At 70.8% G+C, this 21,212-nt stretch carries 15 protein-coding genes; 13 read left to right on the plus strand and 2 right to left on the minus strand.

Features of this window, described 5'->3' with window-relative positions; translation table 11 throughout:
* The first annotated feature begins 210 nt into the window (after positions 1-210).
* The 9 genes from ACFV5H_RS24755 to pssA all read left to right on the plus strand — a co-directional run bounded on the left by ACFV5H_RS24755 (position 211) and on the right by pssA (position 11,129).
* Entirely contained in the window at positions 211-2,016 is a 1,806-nt protein-coding gene (locus ACFV5H_RS24755) for a 3-hydroxyacyl-CoA dehydrogenase family protein (RefSeq protein WP_385197322.1), read from the plus strand.
* A gap of 163 nt (positions 2,017-2,179) precedes the next feature.
* Positions 2,180-2,992: a TetR family transcriptional regulator gene (locus ACFV5H_RS24760; RefSeq protein ID WP_073931520.1), complete on the plus strand. Its 813-nt coding sequence runs from the start codon at positions 2,180-2,182 to the stop codon at positions 2,990-2,992.
* A gap of 402 nt (positions 2,993-3,394) precedes the next feature.
* Entirely contained in the window at positions 3,395-4,738 is a 1,344-nt protein-coding gene (gene ccrA, locus ACFV5H_RS24765) for a crotonyl-CoA carboxylase/reductase (RefSeq protein ID WP_385197323.1), read from the plus strand.
* Between the two features lie 10 nt (positions 4,739-4,748).
* Positions 4,749-6,776 (plus strand): protein meaA, encoded by a 2,028-nt coding sequence (locus ACFV5H_RS24770; RefSeq protein ID WP_385197324.1) that lies wholly within the window; start codon positions 4,749-4,751, stop codon positions 6,774-6,776.
* A complete protein-coding gene (locus ACFV5H_RS24775; RefSeq protein ID WP_385044872.1) occupies positions 6,773-7,735 on the plus strand; it encodes an HpcH/HpaI aldolase/citrate lyase family protein in 963 nt (320 codons plus the stop codon). The genes ACFV5H_RS24770 and ACFV5H_RS24775 overlap by 4 nt, the downstream gene beginning before the upstream one ends.
* 5 nt (positions 7,736-7,740) lie before the next feature.
* Positions 7,741-8,253 (plus strand): MaoC family dehydratase, encoded by a 513-nt coding sequence (locus ACFV5H_RS24780; protein WP_385197326.1) that lies wholly within the window; start codon positions 7,741-7,743, stop codon positions 8,251-8,253.
* A gap of 2 nt (positions 8,254-8,255) precedes the next feature.
* Complete coding sequence (locus ACFV5H_RS24785) at positions 8,256-9,461, plus strand: acyl-CoA dehydrogenase family protein (RefSeq protein ID WP_385044877.1); 1,206 nt, start codon at positions 8,256-8,258, stop codon at positions 9,459-9,461.
* Positions 9,462-9,631: 170 nt separating this feature from the next.
* The gene (locus ACFV5H_RS24790) at positions 9,632-10,288 is read left to right on the plus strand and encodes a phosphatidylserine decarboxylase (RefSeq protein ID WP_073931230.1); all 657 of its coding nucleotides are present in this window, start codon (positions 9,632-9,634) and stop codon (positions 10,286-10,288) included.
* A gap of 22 nt (positions 10,289-10,310) precedes the next feature.
* Positions 10,311-11,129: a CDP-diacylglycerol--serine O-phosphatidyltransferase gene (pssA, locus tag ACFV5H_RS24795; RefSeq protein WP_030211852.1), complete on the plus strand. Its 819-nt coding sequence runs from the start codon at positions 10,311-10,313 to the stop codon at positions 11,127-11,129.
* Between the two features lie 85 nt (positions 11,130-11,214).
* Here pssA and ACFV5H_RS24800 read toward each other — a convergent pair whose 3' ends face one another.
* Both ACFV5H_RS24800 and ACFV5H_RS24805 read right to left on the minus strand, forming a co-directional pair.
* Positions 11,215-14,817, minus strand: coding sequence for an ATP-binding protein (locus ACFV5H_RS24800; protein ID WP_385197327.1), 3,603 nt, complete (start codon positions 14,815-14,817; stop codon positions 11,215-11,217).
* A gap of 218 nt (positions 14,818-15,035) precedes the next feature.
* On the minus strand, positions 15,036-16,181 hold the full coding sequence (locus ACFV5H_RS24805; RefSeq protein WP_385044977.1) for a glycerate kinase: 1,146 nt from the start codon (positions 16,179-16,181) through the stop codon (positions 15,036-15,038).
* Positions 16,182-16,387: 206 nt separating this feature from the next.
* On the opposite strand from ACFV5H_RS24805, the gene ACFV5H_RS24810 reads away from it, so the two are divergent.
* The 4 genes from ACFV5H_RS24810 (at position 16,388) to ACFV5H_RS24825 (ending at position 21,196) form a co-directional block, all read left to right on the plus strand.
* Positions 16,388-17,461 (plus strand): ADP-ribosylglycohydrolase family protein, encoded by a 1,074-nt coding sequence (locus ACFV5H_RS24810; RefSeq protein ID WP_385044980.1) that lies wholly within the window; start codon positions 16,388-16,390, stop codon positions 17,459-17,461.
* Between the two features lie 126 nt (positions 17,462-17,587).
* On the plus strand, positions 17,588-18,091 hold the full coding sequence (locus ACFV5H_RS24815; protein WP_385044883.1) for an NUDIX domain-containing protein: 504 nt from the start codon (positions 17,588-17,590) through the stop codon (positions 18,089-18,091).
* Between the two features lie 61 nt (positions 18,092-18,152).
* Positions 18,153-18,881, plus strand: a complete 729-nt coding sequence (locus ACFV5H_RS24820) for an NAD-dependent deacetylase (RefSeq protein ID WP_385197328.1) — start codon at positions 18,153-18,155, stop codon at positions 18,879-18,881.
* A gap of 197 nt (positions 18,882-19,078) precedes the next feature.
* Entirely contained in the window at positions 19,079-21,196 is a 2,118-nt protein-coding gene (locus ACFV5H_RS24825) for a LamG-like jellyroll fold domain-containing protein (RefSeq protein WP_385197329.1), read from the plus strand.
* Positions 21,197-21,212: the final 16 nt, after the last annotated feature.

Genomic DNA, 21,212 nt, shown 5'->3' on the forward strand with positions numbered 1-21,212 from the left:
CGCCGCGAGTCGCAGTCGGTTCGGTACCCCGTGTACCGCAGTACGGCTCGGCCCCGGGACAGGGCCGGTCGGATCGACCGTCGTTCACCGGCGGCGCCGGGCGTGTGCGCTCGCAGCCCGGCCCACACCCGCATCCCGCACGCACCCGGTGCGCCCTTCGGCGCACCCGGGCGTGTTTCCCGTCGTCACCCTCATTCCTGGAGTCCCGCGATGGCCACTCCCCTCTCCGACACCCCTCTGTCCCCGCTCCGGACCGTCGCCGTGGTCGGCCTCGGCACGATGGGCACCGGCATCACCGAGGTCCTGGCCGGCGCCGGCCGCGACGTCATCGGCATCGACATCAGCGAGGCGCAGGCGGCGAAGTGCGTCGCCGCCCTGGAAGCCTCCACCGCCCGCGCCGTGGAGCGCGGCCGGCTGACCGAGGAGCGGCGCGCGGACCTCCTCGCCCGCGTGACCACCTCCACCGACCTCGCGGCGGCGGCCGGCGCCGATCTGGTGATCGAGGTGGCGCCGGAGTCGTACGGGATCAAGCAGCAGATCCTCCGTGAACTCGACGGGATCGTGCGGCCGGAGACCGTTCTGGCGACCGGTACCAACGCCCTGTCCGTCACGCGTCTCGCCGCCGACTCGGCCCACCCCGAGCGGGTGCTGGGCATGCACTTCTTCAACCCGGCGCCGGCGATGAAGCTGGTCGAGGTCGTGTCCAGCGTGCTGACCGCGCCCGCGGCCGTCACCGCGGTCACCGATCTCGCGCTGGACCTGGGCAAGGAGCCCGTGGCCGTCGGTGACCGGCCCGGATTCGTCGCCGACGGGCTGCTGTTCGGCTACCTCAACCAGGCCGCCGCGATGTACGAGGCGAACTACGCCTCCCGCGAGGACATCGACGCCGCGATGCGGCTGGGCTGCGGACTGCCCATGGGCCCGCTGGCGCTGCTCGACCTGATCGGTGTCGACACGGCGCGCACGGTCCTGGAGGCCATGTACGCCGAGTCCCGTGACCGGCTGCACGCGCCGGCCCCGATCCTCAAGCAGCTCAGCGAGGCGGGCCTGACGGGCCGCAAGGCGGGGCGCGGTTTCTACACGTACGAGGCACCCGGCGGCAAAACCGTCGTGCGCGACGCCCTCACCCCGCTCGGAGACGTCTTCGCGGCCCCCGGCCGTACGGTGCGTTCGGTGGGTGTCGCGGGCTCGGGCACCATGGCCTCCGGTATCGCCGAGGTCTTCGCCAAGGCCGGCTACGAGGTGGTCCTGGCCGCCCGCGGCGAGGAGAAGGCACAGAGCGCCAAGGCCCGGATCGGGAAATCCCTGGCGCGCTCCGTCGACAAGGGGCGGATGACCGCCGAGGCCGCCGCCCAGGCCCTGGAGCGGGTGCGTCCGACGGGCACCTACGACGACTTCGCCGACGTCGATCTCGCGGTCGAGGCGGTCGCCGAGGACCTGGAGGTCAAGCGGCAGCTCTTCGCGACGCTGGACAAGGTCTGCAAGCCGGGCGCGGTCCTCGCCACCACCACGTCCTCCCTCCCGGTCGTGGCCTGCGCCCGCGCCACCTCGCGCCCGCAGGACGTGATCGGCATGCACTTCTTCAACCCCGCGCCGGCGATGAAGCTGGTCGAGGTGGTGCGTACGGTGCTGACCGCCGACGACGTGCACGCCACCGTGCGCGAGGTGTGCGGCACGATCCGCAAGCACGCCGTGGACTGCGGTGACCGGGCCGGGTTCATCGTGAACGCGCTGCTGTTCCCGTACCTCAACAACGCGATCAAGATGGTGCAGGAGCACTACGCGTCCCTCGACGACATCGACGCCGCGATGAAGCTGGGCGGCGGTTACCCGATGGGCCCGTTCGAGCTGCTGGACGTCGTCGGGCTCGATGTCTCGCTCGCCATCGAGAAGGTGCTGCACCGCGAGTTCCGCGATCCGGGTCTCGCGCCGGCGCCGCTGCTTGAGCACCTGGTGGCCGCGGGCTGCCTCGGCCGCAAGACCGGCCGTGGCTTCCGCGAATATGCCAAGCGCTGAGCCGCGCCCCGGCGACCGGTTCGAGGGCGGCGCGGAATGGGGCGGACTGCTCGGCCCCGACCGGTTCCCGCCGCCGGCCCACAGTGCCCCTCCCCCGCCCGCCGAGGGCGGGGGAGCCCCCGGTCATGCGCACCGAGCTGCGCACATGCAGTACGTTCAGGGCATGTCCCAGCCCGCCAAGTCCGTACGTACGCCCGCCACGACCGAGCCGCCGGAAAGCGCCGCAGGCTCTCGCGCCGCCGCCCAGCGGCTCAAAATGCGCCGGGAACTGGCGGCCGCCGCGATGGAGCTGTTCGCGACCAAGGGGTACGAGGCCACCACCGTCGACGAGATCGCGGCCGCCGCCGGGGTCGCCCGCCGCACCTTCTTCCGCCACTTCCGTTCCAAGGAGGAGGCGATCTTCCCCGACCACGACGACACCCTGGTCCGCGCCGAGGCGGTGCTCAACGCCGCCCCCGCGCACGAGCATCCGCTCGACACGGTGTGCCGTGGCATCAAGGAGGTCATGAAGATGTACGCGGCGCGGCCGGAGATCTCGGTCGCCCGCTACCGGCTGACGCGCGAGGTGCCCACCCTGCGCGAGGCGGAGATCGCGTCGGTGGCCCGCTACGAGCGCCTCTTCACCCGCTATCTGCTCGGTCACTTCGACGAGCACGCGCACGACGACGACGCCAACGACGACCCGCTGCTGGCGGAGGTCGCCGCGTCCGCCGTGGTCACCGCGCACAACCACGTGCTGCGGCGCTGGCTGCGGGCCGACGGGCAGGGCGATGTCGAGGCCCAGCTGGACCACGCCTTCGCGATCGTCCGCAAGACCTTCGGCAGCGGGATCATGGCGGGCCGGCGCACCGCGCCGCCGAAGCCGCCCGCGTCCTCGGCGTCCACGCACGGCGAGGTCCTGGTGACGGTCGCGCATGTGGACGCCCCGCTGGACGAGGTGATGCGGACCATCGAGCAGGCGCTCAAGGAGCGCTGAACAGACGCCGAGGAGCACTGGACAGCCCTCTCACCGCTGTGATGACGGCCACCCCACCGGGTGGCCGTTTTGCCATGTCAGGGCACCTTTTCGGATGCGTTTCGGAGCCGGTTCGATCGATCATCGCTCATCTGATGCGTAAAGATTTCACCTGAGCCCAGGTTCTGACACTCAGTGCCTTGCGGGCTGACACGGCGTGCCATACGTTGAAGGAGTCCGGGCGAGTCCCGGCGGGCCCACCGCCCGCACGTCCGGACGCCTGCGTCACAGGCAACCTCCCGCGCACACCAAGCGCTGCCGAAGCACCACCGCCGAACCGACGGCAACCCCCAACCCTCAGCAGCACACCGACGTAACCCTCAGCGCCCCTCCCTCAGGGCGCTCATCGCCGGAGGCAACACCGTGACCGTGAAGGACATCCTGGCCGCGATCCAGTCGCCCGACTCCACGTCGGAGGACTTCGCCGCCCTGCCGCTCCCCGAGTCGTACCGCGCGATCACCGTGCACAAGGACGAGACGGAGATGTTCGCGGGCCTCGAGACCCGCGACAAGGACCCCCGCAAGTCGATCCACCTCGACGAGGTGCCGCTGCCCGAACTGGGCCCGGGCGAGGCCCTGGTGGCCGTCATGGCCTCCTCGGTCAACTACAACTCGGTGTGGACCTCGATCTTCGAGCCGCTGTCGACGTTCGGCTTCCTGGAGCGCTACGGCCGGCTCAGCGAGCTCACCAAGCGCCACGACCTGCCGTACCACATCATCGGCTCCGACCTCGCGGGCGTCGTGCTGCGCACCGGCCCCGGCGTCAACGCCTGGCGGCCCGGTGACGAGGTCGTCGCCCACTGTCTCTCCGTCGAGCTGGAGTCGTCCGACGGCCACAACGACACGATGCTCGACCCCGAGCAGCGCATCTGGGGCTTCGAGACCAACTTCGGCGGCCTGGCGGAGATCGCACTGGTGAAGTCGAACCAGCTGATGCCGAAGCCGGACCACCTGAGCTGGGAGGAGGCCGCCGCTCCGGGCCTGGTCAACTCCACCGCGTACCGGCAGCTGGTGTCCCGCAACGGCGCCGGCATGAAGCAGGGCGACAACGTCCTCATCTGGGGCGCGAGCGGCGGACTCGGCTCGTACGCCACCCAGTTCGCCCTCGCCGGCGGCGCCAACCCGATCTGCGTCGTCTCCAGCGAGCAGAAGGCGGACATCTGCCGGTCGATGGGCGCCGAGGCGATCATCGACCGCAGCGCCGAGGGCTACAGGTTCTGGAAGGACGAGCGCACCCAGGACCCGAAGGAGTGGAAGCGCTTCGGCAAGCGCATCCGCGAGTTCACCGGCGGCGAGGACATCGACATCGTCTTCGAGCACCCCGGCCGCGAGACCTTCGGCGCCTCGGTCTACGTCACCCGCAAGGGCGGCACCATCACCACCTGCGCCTCGACCTCGGGCTACATGCACGAGTACGACAACCGCTACCTGTGGATGTCGCTGAAGCGCATCATCGGCTCGCACTTCGCCAACTACCGCGAGGCCTGGGAGGCCAACCGGCTGATCGCGAAGGGCAGGATCCACCCGACCCTGTCGAAGGTGTACTCCCTGGAGGACACCGGCCAGGCCGCCCACGACGTGCACCGCAACGCGCACCAGGGCAAGGTCGGCGTGCTGTGCATGGCGCCCGAGGAGGGCCTGGGCGTGCGCGACCACGAGAAGCGCGCCAAGCACGTCGACGCCATCAACCGCTTCCGGAACATCTGAGGGCCGGACGATGACAGAGCGTCAGAAGGACCGTCCGTGGTTGATGCGGACCTACGCCGGTCACTCCACCGCCGAGGCGTCCAACGAGCTGTACCGGCGCAACCTCGCCAAGGGCCAGACCGGTCTGTCGGTCGCCTTCGACCTGCCGACGCAGACCGGCTACGACTCCGACCACGTCCTCGCCCGCGGCGAGGTCGGCCGGGTCGGCGTGCCGGTCGCGCACCTCGGTGACATGCGCCGGCTGTTCCAGGACATCCCCCTGGAGCAGATGAACACCTCGATGACGATCAACGCCACCGCCATGTGGCTGCTGGCGCTCTACCAGGTCGTCGCCGAGGAGCAGGGCGCGGACATCACCCGGCTCCAGGGGACCACCCAGAACGACATCGTGAAGGAGTACCTGTCCCGGGGGACGCACGTCTTCCCGCCGGGCCCGTCGCTCCGCCTCACGACGGACATGATCGCGTACACGGTCTCCCACCTCCCGAAGTGGAACCCGATCAACATCTGCAGCTACCACCTGCAGGAGGCCGGGGCCACACCGGTGCAGGAGATCGCGTACGCGATGTCCACCGCGATCGCCGTGCTCGACGCCGTGCGCGACAGCGGCCAGGTGCCGCAGGAGCGCATGGGTGACGTGGTCGGCCGTATCTCCTTCTTCGTGAACGCGGGCGTGCGCTTCGTCGAGGAGATGTGCAAGATGCGCGCGTTCGGCCGCATCTGGGACCGGGTCACCCGTGAGCGGTACGGCATCGAGAACCCCAAGCACCGCCGCTTCCGCTACGGCGTCCAGGTCAACTCGCTCGGACTGACCGAGGCGCAGCCGGAGAACAACGTCCAGCGGATCGTCCTGGAGATGCTGGCCGTCACCCTCTCCAAGGACGCACGCGCGCGTGCCGTGCAGCTGCCGGCCTGGAACGAGGCCCTCGGCCTGCCCCGCCCCTGGGACCAGCAGTGGTCGCTGCGCATCCAGCAGGTGCTGGCGTACGAGAGCGATCTGCTGGAGTACGACGACATCTTCGAGGGCTCGAAGGTGATCGAGGCGAAGGTGGAGGAGCTGGTCGCGGACTCGCTCGCGGAGATGGGGCGGATCGAGGAGATGGGCGGCGCAATGGCCGCCGTCGAGTCCGGCTACCTCAAGTCGCAGCTGGTCTCCTCGCACGCCGAGCGGCGGGCCCGGATCGAGTCCGGCACGGAGAAGATCATCGGTGTCAACGCCTTCGAGGGCACCGAGCCCAACCCGCTGACCGCCGACCTGGACACCGCGATCCAGACGGTCGACCCGGCGGTGGAGGCCCGCGTCATCGCCTCCCTGCGGAACTGGCGCGACACGCGCTACCAGCCGCCCTTCAACCACCCGCGTCCCTGCAAGGCGCTGGAGAAGCTGAAGGAGGCCGCGCGTGGCACCGGCAACCTCATGGAGGCCACCCTGGAGTGCGCCCGCGCCGGCGTCACGACCGGAGAGTGGGCCGGGGCGCTGCGCGAGGTGTTCGGGGAGTTCCGGGCGCCGACCGGTGTCTCGTCCGCCCCGGTGGCGGTCGCCGCCGAGGAGGGCTCGGCCCTGTCCGAGGTGCGCCGCAAGGCGGACCTGACGGCGAAGGACCTGGGCGTCGGCAAGCTGCGCTTCCTGGTCGGCAAGCCGGGCCTGGACGGGCACTCCAACGGTGCCGAGCAGATCGCCGTACGGGCCCGTGACGCCGGGTTCGAGGTGGTCTACCAGGGCATCCGGCTCACCCCGGAGCAGATCGTGGACGCCGCCCTCGCGGAGGACGTGCACGCGGTGGGCCTGTCCATCCTCTCCGGCTCGCACGCCCAGCTGGTACCGGACGTGCTCGAACGGCTCCGTGTGGCCGGTGCCACGGATATACCGGTGATCGCCGGTGGCATCATCCCCAGCGGTGACGCCGAACAGCTGCGGGCCGCCGGAGTGGCCGCGGTCTTCACCCCGAAGGACTTCGACATCACCGGGATCATCGGCCGCATCGTCGACGAGATCCGCACAGCGAACAAGCTCGACCCCCTGGAGGTCCCCGCATGACGACCGTGAACCGCCTTCGCCCTCGGCGTTCCTGCCTGGCGGTACCGGGCTCGAACCCGCGCTTCCTGGAGAAGGCCCAGGGCCTCCCGGCGGACCAGGTCTTCCTCGACCTGGAGGACGCCTGCGCGCCGCTCGCCAAGCCCGAGGCGCGGCACACCATCGTGAAGTTCCTCAACGAGGGCGACTGGACCGGCAAGACCCGCGTCGTGCGCGTCAACGACTGGACGACGGAGTGGACGTACCGGGACGTCGTGACGGTCGTCGAGGGCGCCGGCCCGAACCTCGACTGCATCATGCTGCCGAAGGTCCAGGACGCCCAGCAGGTGGTGGCCCTCGACCTGCTCCTCACCCAGATCGAGAAGACGATGGGCTTCGAGGTCGGCCGGATCGGCATCGAGGCGCAGATCGAGAACGCCCGCGGCCTCAACAACGTCAACGAGATCGCGCAGGCCTCCCCGCGCGTCGAGACCATCATCTTCGGCCCGGCCGACTTCATGGCGTCCATCAACATGAAGTCCCTGGTCGTGGGCGAGCAGCCGCCCGGCTACCCGGCGGACGCCTACCACTACATCCTGATGAAGATCCTGATGGCCGCCCGCGCCAACGACCTCCAGGCGATCGACGGACCCTACCTCCAGATCCGCAACGTGGACGGCTACCGCGAGGTCGCGCAGCGCGCCGCGGCCCTCGGCTTCGACGGCAAGTGGGTGCTGCACCCGGGCCAGGTCGAGGCGTCCAACGAGATCTTCTCGCCGTCGCAGGAGGACTACGACCACGCCGAGCTGATCCTGGACGCGTACGACTACTACACGTCCGAGGCCGGCGGCAAGAAGGGCTCCGCGATGCTCGGCGACGAGATGATCGACGAGGCCAGCCGCAAGATGGCCCTGGTCATCTCGGGCAAGGGCCGCGCCGCCGGCATGCGGCGCACGTCGAAGTTCGAGATCCCGGAGGCCTGAGGACCATGCAGTTCGGACGCACCTACGAGGAGTTCGAGGTCGGGGCGACGTACAAGCACTGGCCGGGCAAGACGGTCACCGAGTACGACGACCACCTGTTCTGTCTCCTCACCATGAACCACCACCCGCTCCACATGGACACGAACTACGCCGAGAAGACGACGGACTTCGGCAAGAACGTCGTCGTGGGCAACTACATCTACTCGCTCCTGCTCGGCATGTCCGTGCCCGACGTCTCCGGCAAGGCGATCGCCAACCTGGAGATCGAGTCGCTCAGGCACGTCGCCCCGACGTTCCACGGTGACACGGTCTACGGCCAGACGACCGTGCTCGACAAGTGGCCGTCGAAGTCGAAGAACGACCGCGGCATCGTCCACGTCGAGACCAAGGGCTACAAGCAGGACGGCACGCTGGTGTGCGTGTTCCGCCGCAAGGTGATGGTGCCGACCGAGACGTACATCAAGGAGCGCGGCGGCGAGCAGCCGGGCCGCCCGGAGCTGAAGGAACAGGGGAAGTAGCGATGGCGCGCCTCGCCCAGACCGCCGGTCTGACCGACGTCCAGCAGGAGATCCTGACCACCGTCCGCGACTTCGTGGACAAGGAGATCATCCCGGTCGCCACCGAGCTGGAGCACCGCGACGAGTACCCGCAAGCGATCGTCGACGGCCTGAAGGAACTCGGCCTGTTCGGTCTGATGATCCCCGAGGAGTACGGGGGTCTGGGCGAGTCGCTCCTCACCTACGCGCTGTGCGTGGAGGAGATCGCCCGCGGCTGGATGTCGGTGTCCGGCATCATCAACACGCACTTCATCGTGGCGTACATGCTCAAGCAGCACGGCACGCAGGAGCAGAAGGACCACTTCCTGCCGAGGATGGCGGCCGGCGACGTCCGCGGCGCCTTCTCGATGTCGGAGCCGGGGCTCGGCTCGGACGTGTCGGCGATCACGTCGAAGGCGGTGAAGGACGGTGACTCGTACGTCCTGAACGGCCAGAAGATGTGGCTGACGAACGGCGGTACGTCGTCGCTGGTGGCCGTTCTGGTGCGGAGTGACGAGGGTCACCCCGAGGGCACGGCGCCGCACAGGTCGATGACGACCTTCCTGGTGGAGAAGGAGCCGGGCTTCGGGGAGGTGCGCCCCGGCCTGACCATCCCCGGCAAGATCGACAAGATGGGCTACAAGGGCGTCGACACGACCGAGCTCATCATGGACGACCTGCGGATTTCCGCCGACCGGGTGCTCGGCGGGGTCACCGGCCGAGGTTTTTACCAAATGATGGACGGTGTCGAGGTCGGCCGCGTCAATGTGGCGGCGCGTGGCTGCGGCGTCGCTCAGCGTGCCTTCGAGCTCGGTGTCCGGTACGCCCAGCAGCGCCACACTTTCGGCAAGCCGATCGCCCAGCACCAGGCCATCCAGTTCAAGCTGGCGGAGATGGCTACCAAGGTGGAGGCCGCGCATGCCATGATGGTGAACGCGGCACGCAAAAAGGACTCCGGGGAGCGAAACGACCTCGAAGCAGGGATGGCGAAGTACCTCGCCTCCGAATACTGCAAGGAGGTCGTGGAGGACGCCTTCCGGATCCACGGCGGCTACGGCTTCTCCAAGGAGTACGAGATCGAGCGCCTCTACCGGGAGGCACCGATGCTGCTGATCGGTGAAGGCACCGCCGAGATCCAGAAAATGATCATCGGTCGCCGACTGCTCGAAGAGTATCGATTCCAGGGCTAGATGTCCGGATACGGGGTGTTTTCTTGGAGAAGTGGATCACACCCCGTATGCACTCTTCGGCCGCCGACTCGGCTGACTGGCTTACCCAGTTACGGCCCGGAGCCGCTACGATCGCCGGAAAGCCGCCGTCCCCCGCAAGTGCGCGGCATCATCCGCTACGAAGGTCATCCATGCCCCACAGCCAAACCTCTGCACACCGCGACAGCCTCGCCGGCGTACGCCTCGCGCGCGGAGCATCGCCGTGGCTTCTGCCGACCGTCGCCACCGCAGCCGTCAGTCTGCTCCGCTCCCGCCGCTCGGGTGCCGCCAAGGCCGTCGCCGTCCCCGCCACCGCCCTGGCGGCGGGGATGCTGTGGTTCTTCCGCGACCCCGAGCGCGAGATCGCCCAGGGCAGGGTCATCTCGCCCGCCGACGGCGTGGTGCAGAGCATCATGCCGTGGAAGGACGGCCGCACCCGCGTCGCGATCTTCATGAGCCCGCTCAACGTCCACGTGAACCGGGCCCCGCTGTCCGGCACGGTGACGTCGGTCGAGCACATCCCCGGTGGCTTCGTTCCCGCCTTCAACAAGGAGAGCGAGAACAACGAGCGCGTCGTGTGGCACTTCGACACCGAGCTCGGCGACATCGAGATGATCCAGATCGCCGGCGCGGTGGCCCGCCGCATCGTCCCCTACGTGCCGCAGGGCACCAAGGTCGAGCAGGGTGAGCGCATCGGTCTGATCCGGTTCGGCTCGCGCGTCGACATCTACCTGCCCGAGGGCGTGGAGGTGGCCGTCGAGGTCGGTCAGAAGACCGTGGCTGGGGTGACTCGCATTGACCGTGGTTGATCCCGAGACACAGGCCGGCTGGGTGCCGGAGGCCGACGAGGCGGACGACGAGGAGGAGATGCCCCTCTCGCTCCGCCTGTCGATAGCGGACACCCTCACCCTGGGCAACGCCACCTGTGGCTTCATGGCGGTGTACTTCACCACCACCGGCATCCTGATCCCGCACCTCCAGGGCAGCCAGGAGACGGGCATGGCCCGTCACAGCGCGGCCACGGCCGTCATCCTGATGCTGTGCGCGGCGGTCTTCGACCTGTTCGACGGCCTGGTGGCGCGCAAGCTGCGCTCCTCGCCGATGGGCGCGGAGCTGGACAACCTGTCCGACCTGATCAGCTTCGGGCTGGCGCCGGCGTACTTCGTCCTGGTCTACGGCATGGTCGCGGACGACGCGCACCAGAGAGTGGCCGCGGTCGGGGCGATCGTGGTGCTGCTGGCGGTGGTGCTGAGGCTGGCGCGGTTCTCCTGCGTCACGGTGAAGGACGGCACCTTCCAGGGCATGCCGTCGCCGTTCGGCGCGCTGACGGTCGTCTCGATCGTGCTCCTTGAGCTGCCGTTCGTGGCGACGCTGCTGGCGATCATCGGTACGGCGTGGCTGATGGTGAGCCGGGTGGAGTACCCGAAGCCGCGGGGCCGCCTCGCGGTGGCCATGCTGTCGTGGATCGTGCTGTCGATGGGGCTGCTGGCGGCGTGGGCGTTCGACGCGCCGAGCGGGCAGCTGCTGCTGCAGACGGGGTGCGCGTTGCAGCTGGTGATGGGGGCGGTGATTCCGCTGTTCGCCACGGCTCGCCGGGTGAACAACTTCCGCGACAACCGTCGCGAGGCGCGGGCGGCGCAGCTGCCGTAACGCCGCCGCTCTTCGAGGGCCCCGGACCCGGGCAGGGTCCGGGGCCCTCGTCCGTCCGGCACCCGGCCGCGGCGGTGCGGGCGCCTCACAGGATCTGCTCGTCCCTCTCGGGGGTCTTGCGGTTCCGGTCGGCCATCACCTCCCAGAAGGCGTGCAGCTCCTTCACGGGGATGCTCACCCACGGCGCGGTGCGGCGGGTGAGGACCGGTACGTGCCAGCGGGAGCGGCTGTGCAGGAGGGCCTGCTGCTGCCGGCAGAACGGCTCCTCGATCTCCCTCTGCGCCTTTCCGGCCTTCGGAGGGTAGGGGCACAGACGGAACCTGCAGGTCGGCAGGCAGGTGGAACCCGACCCGCCCCGGTCGGCCCGGCCCACACTGTGTTCGGGGTGGAGCGGGCTGCGGTCGTGGGTGAGGCAGGGCGGGAGGGCGTCCTTGTTCGCGAGGTCCAGGCGTTCCTCGATGTCGTCCGGGCTCCCGTCGCGTTCGGTGAGGTTGAGCATGATCAGGACGTCGGCGAGGAGACGCTGCGCCCGTGGGTGCAGGATGCTCCAGCCGGACGACGGAGCGATCCACAGATTGTGCTTGCGGTAGCGCTCCGGGGCTGCCGGAGTGGAACCCACGTTGTCGATGGCGCCGTGCTCGTCGATCCAGAGGAACTGCTCCGGGTGCCCCGTCTCCAGGGCCAGGGTCACCAGATCGCCCGCTTCGGCGACGAACGGGTGGAGGACCTTGCCGGCCTGACGTCCGTGATCCCTTCCGGCTGCCGCGGTGCCGTACGTGGTGCCCGCTATCGCGAGCCACCGGGTGACCGTCCGCACGGGCTCGACGGGAGTGCCGGACACCTTGGCACGGTGCCGGTCCGTCGCCGCTCCGGTCGGACGTCCGACCGTGTCGGGAAGCTCCCACAGGCACAGCGCGTGGAGCAGGGTCAGCTGCGCGTACCAGGAGCGGCTGGAGATGAGCATCCTCTCGGTCTGCCTCATCAGGTACGCCCGGGTCTCCTCGTAGACGTCCGGGTGCCGTCGTCTGCGGTTCGCCGCGTTCTTGAAGCCCTGGGCCATGGCGTTCTCCAGGGAGAGCGGCAGGTCCGGCTCGGCGGGCGGCAGGGCGGTGTTCCACCCGGTCGTGGTGGTCAGGTGCCGGAGCCAGAGGTCGAGCCGCTCCTTCGCCTCCTCACGGTACTTGTCGGAGACCGACCCGATGATCATGGGAACGATCCAGGCACGCAGGGCGAAGCGGCGCCATTGAGTGGTGCGGCGCCGTTCGTACTCCCTCACGAACCGGTCGTGCCTCTGCTGTCTCAGCGCCGCCGTCCTCGGGTCGACGGCGTGGCCGGCGTTCGCCTCCCCGAGCCAGGCGGTGTAGTCCTCGTTCAGCTTCTGCTTGGCCTCGCGGGTCTGCGTCAGATACTGCTCCACGGGGTCGCTTCCGAGGGGGAACCACGGGCGCATGGCCTGGAAGGCCGCGTCGCCGCCGGCGGCCAGCTGATGCGCGATCGCGGTCCGGACGGCGTAGGAGGGTTCGTCGGCGGCGATCCGGAAGAGGCACGCGTAGGGAAGGGGCGGTCGCGCGGTCGCCGGTCCGGTGAGCGGACCGGTTTCCCCGCGGCGACGGTCCCGTTCGCGCAGAGCGGCTCCGAAGCGCCGCACCAGTCCGAGTTTCGCGTCCTCGACGGTCCGCTGCTCGCCCCTGATGATCAGGCCGGCCCACTGCTCGTCGAGGTCGCGGGCCAGTTCCTCCTGTATCGGCGCCGGGTCCACGCTGTCGATCTCCAGGGCCGCCGCGTACAGGTCGAAGTACTTCGCGTCGTGCCGGTTCGCCGCGGCGTCCCTGAGCAGCTCGGCCGGCCTGGGCGGCGTCCCCCGGCCCCGGTACAGGTGCCGGCGCCGTCCCCGATCCGGTCGGGTGGTCTGCTGGGGGGCGGGGTCCGCTGCCCGGTGGCGGGAGAGCAGCACCAGGGCGATGAGCAGTTCCCGGGACGGGCCGGGGCTGTGCAGAGCCGGTTCGACGACGGCGGCGACCCCGTCGGCCTCCAGTTCGCTCAGCAGGCGGTAACCCAGATAGGACTGGATGATGCTGTGGGGGAAGCGGACCTTGTTCTCGCAGCCCTTCACCAGCCCGAGATGCTGTGCGTTGGCGGCGTACCTCGCCAGCTCGGTGTAACACTCGTTGGGGTGTCGCAGCGGGTCGGTCCAGGACCACGACTCGCCGGCCTTCCGGCCCAGCACCCCCCATATCGCCTGTCGCTGCGCGGGCGAGACGACCGGGCGGACCGCTTCCTGCCAGTTGCCGGCCGGCGGCTCCCCGGACCGCGCGCCCTCACGCAGGTCGTTCATGTACGCACCGACGAAGTCGTCGAACGACACCTCGAGGCTGTCCTGCACCAGCCCGAGGCAGGCCAGTGCCGACACCACCCACAGCGTCTCGCGGCGTTCCCTGCGGTCCATCACCAGCTTGTCGCATATGAGGCCGTCCTCCATGGCCTGGCGGTAGGTGTCGAGGAGCCAGAGCCTGATGGTGGAGCAGTCGTTGCTGCGTGTGTTCAGACGGCCGTTCTGCTGCCGGAGCGTCAGATGCTCCAGCAGTCCGCGCTGCTGCAGCAGACGGGCGATCCTCAGGTAGATCGGTGAGTCCGAGACCTCGGCGGTCTCCACGACCCAGTCCAGCCGGCGTTCGTCACCCTCGCCGGGTTCCCGCACCAGGTACTCCAGGGCCGCCTCCTCGCTCAGCGGCTCCAGGTCGGTGATCGCGGCCCTGGTGCCCTCCAGCGGCGCGTGCGGGCGCGAGGCGATGACCACGGGGAGGTTCTGACGGTCCGCCCGGTCTATGGCCCGCCGGATGATGTTGTCGCGGTCCTCCCGGTACTGCTCGTCGAGGAGGGCCTCCTCCAGGCCGTCGGCGATGACCACGGCCTTGTCGTCGAGCCGTAGTTGCCGCCACGCCTTGTCGATGTTGCCGCCGGCGAACACTCCTTGGTCCGCCTCCTCCGCGAAGCGGCGCCGTGCCATCTTCTCGAAGTCGAGTTCGCCGTCGCCGTCCATGTCGCGCAGACGCAAGGGGACGGGGACGGCGGACTGTTGCGCCAGCATCCGGGTGAGTTCCACGAGGACGGCCGTCTTGCCGACGCCCACCCCGCCGACGAGCAGATAGGGCCTGCGTGTCCTCCGGTCACGGAGCGTCTGGGCTATCACCTGGGTCAGTTCGCGGCGGCCGACGATCCGGTCGACGAGCGTTCCGGCCGTGGGGACCAGGTCGTGCGGCTTGGCGCGCGCCTTCTTGACGAGCGGTTTCTTGACCTTGCGGTACCAGTAGAGCAGGAAGACCGCCAGGAGGAAGGCACCCGTCAGAATGGGGCTCGTCAAGGTGTAGAGGGTGCTGACCGTCGGGGCCTTGTTCAGGGTTTCGAACCACGAGGGAGAGGAGGCCTTCAGCGTCACCCAGGTGATCAGCAGGGCCGTCCCGAGGAAGGCGAAGACGCGCAGGAGGCGGCCGAGGGAGAGCCGCCAGGGGTGCCATCTGCGGTTCGGGACGATGCTCCTGCGGGCCTCCCTGTCGGTCCTGAACGTGCGCCACCGTCTGCCCACCGCCCCGGCGGTCCGGGCCAGCCACCGCCTCGGATACAGCGTGTACCAGGGGGCGTCGCGCGGTCGTTCCTTTCCCTCAGGATTTCGGATGACCTTGGTGGGCATGGAGTCCGTTCCCTCCGTGCTGCGCCTTTCGGCGAGACGTCATGGAACACCGGAAGTCGCCGTGACCGGACGGCGCCGCCCCGCCCCGCGTCGGCAAGGACGTCTTGGACGTCTGCCCGCGCGTGTGCCTCCTTTTCCATGGAACCACTGATGAGACGGATCGCAACACGGTCCGGCCGTGCCCCTCGGACCCGCGCGGCGCGAGGGGTGAGACGGCGTCAGGTCCGACGGAGGGCCACCGGTCGTCGGCTCAGGAAGTCGCGCGCGATCCGTTCCGCCGTGCGTTCCAGGACCGGGCCCGCCTCCGCGATGCACTTCGCCACGTCCGGCTCGAGTTCCGTCAGCGCGTACGCCCGCCGGATCCCGGCCCGGCCCAGCACCTCCGGCGCCAACGCCAGCCGCCCGCACACCGCGACGACCTCCTTGTCCGCCGCACGCGCCGCCGCGGCGACCCCCGCCGGGGCCTTCCCGTGCAGCGTCTGCTCGTCCAGCGACCCCTCCCCCGTGATCACCAGATCCGCCCGCTCCAGCGCCGGCGCGAACCCGAGCACGTCCAGCATGACCTCGATGCCCGGCCGGAAGGCGGCGCCCAGCAGCAGCGCGCCGTAGCCGATGCCGCCGGCCGCGCCCGCGCCGGGGGACGCGGCGTACTCCGCGGCCTTCGGCCCCACCGCCCCCTCCAGCACCTTCGCGAAGTGCGCGAGCGCCGCGTCCAGCGCCTCCACGTCCTCCGGCGAGGCCCCCTTCTGCGGGCCGTACACCGCCGGTGCCCCCTTGGGCCCGGTCAGCGGATTGTCGACGTCACTCGCGAGCACGAACTCCACCGACGCCAGCCGCGGGTCCAGCCCGGACAGATCGGCGGACGCCAGCTCGGCGAGCCCTCCGCCACCCGGCGCCACCGGCTCACCGTCCGCCGTCACGAACCGCGCGCCCAGCGCCGACAGCATGCCCGCACCGCCGTCGGTGGTGGCACTGCCGCCCACCCCGAACACGATGCTCCGCGCCCCCGCGTCCAGCGCGGCCCGCAGCAGCTCGCCGGAGCCGTACGTCGACGCCGTGAGCGGCGCGAAGACACCGGCCGGCAGCCGCTGCAGCCCGCTCGCCTCCGCCATCTCCACGACGGCCGTGTCACCGCGCAGCGCGTACGCCGCGGTCACCTCGTCCCCGAGGGGGCCGGCGACCCGCACCTCCCGCCGCTCGAACCCGGCCGCGACCGCCGCGGCCACGGTGCCGTCGCCGCCGTCGGCCACCGGCAGCGCCTCGACCACCAGGTCCGGTACGACCCTGCGCAGCCCGGCCGTCACCCGCTCGGCGACCTCGACGGCCGTCAGCGACCCCTTGAACTTGTCCGCGGCGACGAGCACCCGCCGTGCCGACCGTGTCGTACGAGTGCCGCTCCCTGCAGCGTCCGCCACTTGCATTCCCCTCGTTCTCCGGGCCTCGCACGCGTGTCAAGGCCAAGTCGCGCCGCTGTGACCTTAACCGGCGGGCACAGTGGCCGCCATGCCCTGCCCAGCCCGTGGAACGGCCCGGAATCGGGTAGACCGGTCCCATGACCGCCACGACCGCCATGACCGCTGTGGGCCCGGAACCGGGACTCGCCGACCGCATCCTCGGAGGCTGGCTGGGCCGGATCGCGGGCAACATGCTCGGCAAACCGGTGGAACAGGGCGAGGTGTGGACCCGCGAACGCATCGACCGCTACCTCCGCCGGACGGACGCCCTCCCCCTCACCGACTACCTCCCCGGGCCGCCGACCGAGAGCGAGGGCCTCGACCTGCGCCCCGAGTGGCGGTCCTGCGTCCGCGGCCGCATCCACGGGAGCTGCCGCGACGACGACATCGACTACGCGATCCTCGGCCTCGACCTGCTGGAGACCCACGGCTTCGCCTTCACCACCGAGCAGGTCGGCGACCTGTGGCTGCTGCGGCTGCCGTACCTCCAGACCTTCACGGCGGAGCGGGCCGCCTACCGCAACCTCGCGAACGGCCTCAAACCCCCGCTCACGGCCACCTACGACAACCCCTACCAGGAGTGGATCGGCGCCCTCATCCGCGCCGACGTCCACGGCTGGACCTCCCCCGGCGCCCCGCGCCGCGCCGCCGCCCTGGCCCGCAGGGACGCGGTGCTCTCCCACACCGGCAACGGCGTGTACGGCGCGATGTGGGCGGCGGCGCTGATCTCGGCGGCGTTCACGGCGCCCACCGTGCGGCACGCGGTGGACGAGGCGCTGACGGTGATCCCGGCGAGCAGCCGCCTCGCCCGCACCGTGCGCCGGGTGGCCTCCCTGCACGAGGCCGGGCTGGCCTGGGAGGACACGCTCACCACGCTCACGGAGGAGACGGCGGGCCTCGGCTGGATCCACACGGTCCCGAACGCGGCCGTCCTCACCGCCGGCCTGCTGTACGGCGACGGCGACTTCACCCGGACCATCGCCCTGACCGTGCGCGGCGGTCTGGACACCGACTCCAACGGCGCGACGGCGGGCTCGGTGGCGGGCGTCCTGTGCGGCGCCCCAGCCATCCCCGACCAGTGGAAGGACCCCCTCCAGGACACGGTCCGCAGCGCCGTCTTCGGCTTCGACGGGGTCCGGATCAGCGAACTGGCGGAACGCACGCTGCGGCTGGCGCGGGCCGGCACCTGACCCCGCCCGTGCCCCGGAGCGCGCGCCGTTCCGTGTCGATCATGGGACCGCGTGTGCTGCCGTGCGCCCGGCCGGGGCGCCCGCCGGCGCCGGGCGCAGGTCCCGCACCGCCGTACCCTTCCCCCCATGACCACCACTCAGCCCGTCCAGGACTACGCCGCCTACATCGCCTCCCTCCCCCGTGTCCTCGCCGGCGCCGCCGCTCTCTTCCGGGACGAGGAGGGGCGGGTGCTGCTCGTCGAGCCGAACTACCGGGAGGGGTGGGCGCTGCCCGGCGGCACGATCGAGTCGGACGAAGGGGAGAGCCCGCGCGAGGGGGCGCGGCGGGAGACGGCCGAGGAGATCGGGCTGGACCGGGAGCTGGGACGGTTGCTGGCGGTGGACTGGGTGCGGGGGCCGGGGCGGCCGCCGGTGGTGGCGTATCTGTACGACGGCGGCGTGCTCGGCGCGGACGACTTCGCGGCGATCCGGCTGCAGGATTCGGAGCTGCTGTCCTGGCGGCTGGTGCCGCGCGGGGAACTGGCCGAGTACCTCCGCGGTTCCCTGGGGCGCCGGGTGTCGGCCGCGCTGGACGTCCTCGCCGACGGTTCGGGCACCGCGGAGCTGGAGGACGGGTACCGGGTGCGCTGAGCCCGCGCCCGGCGTTTTATCCGCTCGCCGGACCGGCGTCCCGCGGCCTACCCTCGGCCGCATGAGCAAGCCCCTCGTCGCCCTCCTCACCGGTGCCGGTGTCAGTACGGACTCCGGTATCCCGGACTACCGCGGGCCGAACGGACTGTGGCGCCGCGATCCCGAGGCCGAGAAGCTGGTGACGTACGAGTACTACATGGGCGACCCGGAGATCCGCCGCCGTTCCTGGCTGATGCGGCGGGAGAACTTCGCGCTCGCCGTCGAGCCGAACGGCGCGCACCGGGCCGTGGTCGAGCTGGAGCGCTCCGGGGTGCCGGTGCGGGTGATCACCCAGAACGTGGACGGGCTGCACCAGCTCGCCGGGATGCCGGACCGCAAGGTGCTCGAACTCCACGGCACCGTACGGAGCGTGGTGTGCACCAAGTGCCATGCGCGGGGTTCGATGGAGGACGCCCTGACACGGGTCGAGGCCGGTGAGGACGATCCGCCGTGTCTGGGGTGCGGCGGCGTCCTCAAGCCGGCGACGGTGATGTTCGGTGAGCACCTCGATCCCGTGGTGCTGGGCGAGGCGGCGGCGATCAGCAAGGCGTGCACCGTCTTCATCGCCGTGGGCACCAGTCTCCAGGTCCACCCCGCCGCCGGGCTCGCGGAGGTGGCCGCCGGCCACGGGGCCCGCCTGGTCATCGTCAACGCGGAGCCGACCCCGTACGACGATCTCGCCGACGAGGTGATCCGCGAGCCGATCGGCACCTCGCTGCCCGGACTGCTGCGCCGGATCGCCGACCGGTAGTCCGTGCCGTCGACTTCGGCGGCTCCGATTGCCTGAAAATCGTTCTGAACACGTTCGAAGATCGCTCTATAGTCATGCCGACCGGGACCGATGGTGGGCATGACAGCTGTGGGTCTCCGGGTGGACCCCGCACGAACCGAGGACGGCGGAACGTCCCCGTGCGGGACCGGACGACACCACACAGGGGGCTCCACCGCATGAACCCGCATTCCCGCCGGCGCGTCAGAACCACCGCCGCGGCCACAGGACTGGCGGCCCTGCTGCTCGCCGCGGCTCCGGGCGTCGCCACGGCGGCCGGGGAGAACCTTCCCCCGCTTCAGCCGAAGACCGACGCGCTCACCGTCGACTGGAGCAAGCCCTGCTCCCAGGAACCCGTCTACGTACCCGTCGCACCCGAACTCCGGGCCGTCGTCGAGGACCCGACGCAGGACAACGAGGACTGGGAGACCAACGCGGCCGGCGCCCAGTTCGAGGCCTGGTGGACCGACGCCGACGGTGTCGTTCAGCGCCGCACCCACACCTCGGCCACGGTGCGCTCCCCGATCACCCAGTTGTGGCGGACCCCTGCCGACCTCCCGGCCGACACCGTCGTCTCCTGGCACGTCCGGGCCGTCGACGACGAGGGGGCGACCTCCGCCTGGAGCGACGAGGCCCCCGGCGTCACCTGTCGGTTCATCATCGACACGGTCAGCCCCGAACCGGCGACGGTCGTCTCGGAGCAGTACCCGGACGACGACAGCGGCTGGCACGACGGCGTCGGCGTCTACGGCAGCTTCACCTTCGACTCCCCGTCCGAGGACGTCGTCGAGTACGTCTACACCGTCCTCGGCTCCACCCAGACGCGCGTCCGGCCCGAGGAGCCGGGTGGACCGGTCACCGTCCGGTGGATGCCGGAGCACGCCGGGCCGTACTACCTCGAGGTCAGGGCCCTCGACCGCGCCGGACGGTCCAGCTCTCAGACGACTCACTGGACGCGGGTCGCCGAGGGTCGGGCCCCTGTGGGCCACTGGAAGCTCGCCGATCCGGCCGGAGCCGGCAGCGCCGCCGCGGAGGCGGGCCCGGTGGCCCGCGCCGGGGACGGTGTCGTCTTCGGTGCCCCCGCCCCGTCCCGTACCGCTCTCACCTCCACCGTCACCCTCGACGGCCGGGGCAACGGCTATCTCACCCCGGACGTTCCCGCGGCGGACACCGACGAGACCTTCGCCGTCTCCGCCTGGGTCCGCCCCGCCGCGACCGGCAGCCCGATGACGGTGGCGAGCCAGGACGCCGCCGACGGCACCTCCGCCTTCACTCTCGGCCTGCGCCCCGCCGAGGACTCGTCGGCCACCTGGGCCTTCCGCTATGGCACCACCACCCTCACCGGCGGCAGCGCCGCCGTCGACGGCTGGGCCCATCTGACCGGCCTGTACGACGGCGAGGACGACACCCTGCGCCTGTACGTCAACGGCAAGGAGGTCGCCTCCGAGACCGGCGTCACCCCCGTGAGCGCCCCCGGCGCCTTCCAGATCGGCCGCGCCCGCGGCGAGGGAGGTGCGCGCTGGCAGGGCGAGGTCGGCGACGTCCGCGTCTGGGACCGGGTCGTGCCCCGCGAGGAGATCGAGCGGCTGGGTGCCCGTCCCGCCGAGCTGGTGGCCGCCTGGGACATCGAGCGGACCGACGGCGGTGTGATCTCCGACCGGAAGGGCGACGAACCGCTCACCCTGCACGGCGGCGCCGGCTTCTACACCCCCGACATCGAGGCCTGCCTCGAAGACCCCGAGTGCGTCGAGTTCCCGGCGGACGCCCTCGACGGCCGCGACCACCTGGCCCTGGACGGTACGGACGACTACGCCGCCGCCGGCAACCCCGTCGTCGACACCGCCGACAGCTTCAGCGTCGGACTGCGGGTCCGTTTCGCCGACACCACCCCCGGCCGGCCGATGACCGTCCTGTCCCAGGGCGACGCCGACAGCGACGCCTTCAAGGTCCGCTACGACCCGGCCGCGTCCGAGTGGCAGCTGGTCGTCACCGACGGCGGCGGACCGGGGGCCGCGGAGACCGTGGTCGCCGCGCCCGGCGCTCCCACGGCCTACTCCGACGAAGTGGTCGTGGTGTACGACGACTCCAAGGGCCGCGTCACCCTGTACGTCAAGGGCGAGGCCGTGGCCGGCGCCGCGTTCGACGCCGCCTGGAGCGCTCCCGGCCCGCTGCAGATCGGCCGCGGTCACACCGCCGGCGGCTGGGGCGAGTACTTCCACGGCGGGGCGGACACCGTCCGGGTGTTCAACGGCGCGCTCACCGCGTCCCAGGTGCGCTCGTTCGCCTACCTGTCCTGAGCGGCGGGGCGGGACC

It is taken from the genome of Streptomyces sp. NPDC059787 (assembly GCF_042732315.1).
In the GTDB taxonomy this organism is placed as follows: domain Bacteria; phylum Actinomycetota; class Actinomycetes; order Streptomycetales; family Streptomycetaceae; genus Streptomyces; species Streptomyces atrovirens.

Coding starts and splice junctions, on each gene's coding strand:
- ACFV5H_RS24755 (WP_385197322.1), top strand. CDS start 211: ATGGCCACTCCCCTCTCCGACACCCCTCTGTCCCCGCTCCGGACCGTC.
- ACFV5H_RS24760 (WP_073931520.1), top strand. CDS start 2,180: ATGTCCCAGCCCGCCAAGTCCGTACGTACGCCCGCCACGACCGAGCCG.
- ACFV5H_RS24770 (WP_385197324.1), top strand. CDS start 4,749: ATGACAGAGCGTCAGAAGGACCGTCCGTGGTTGATGCGGACCTACGCC.
- ACFV5H_RS24775 (WP_385044872.1), top strand. CDS start 6,773: ATGACGACCGTGAACCGCCTTCGCCCTCGGCGTTCCTGCCTGGCGGTA.
- ACFV5H_RS24780 (WP_385197326.1), top strand. CDS start 7,741: ATGCAGTTCGGACGCACCTACGAGGAGTTCGAGGTCGGGGCGACGTAC.
- ACFV5H_RS24785 (WP_385044877.1), top strand. CDS start 8,256: ATGGCGCGCCTCGCCCAGACCGCCGGTCTGACCGACGTCCAGCAGGAG.
- ACFV5H_RS24790 (WP_073931230.1), top strand. CDS start 9,632: ATGCCCCACAGCCAAACCTCTGCACACCGCGACAGCCTCGCCGGCGTA.
- ACFV5H_RS24800 (WP_385197327.1), bottom strand. CDS start 14,817: ATGCCCACCAAGGTCATCCGAAATCCTGAGGGAAAGGAACGACCGCGC.
- ACFV5H_RS24810 (WP_385044980.1), top strand. CDS start 16,388: ATGACCGCTGTGGGCCCGGAACCGGGACTCGCCGACCGCATCCTCGGA.
- ACFV5H_RS24815 (WP_385044883.1), top strand. CDS start 17,588: ATGACCACCACTCAGCCCGTCCAGGACTACGCCGCCTACATCGCCTCC.
- ACFV5H_RS24820 (WP_385197328.1), top strand. CDS start 18,153: ATGAGCAAGCCCCTCGTCGCCCTCCTCACCGGTGCCGGTGTCAGTACG.
- ACFV5H_RS24825 (WP_385197329.1), top strand. CDS start 19,079: ATGAACCCGCATTCCCGCCGGCGCGTCAGAACCACCGCCGCGGCCACA.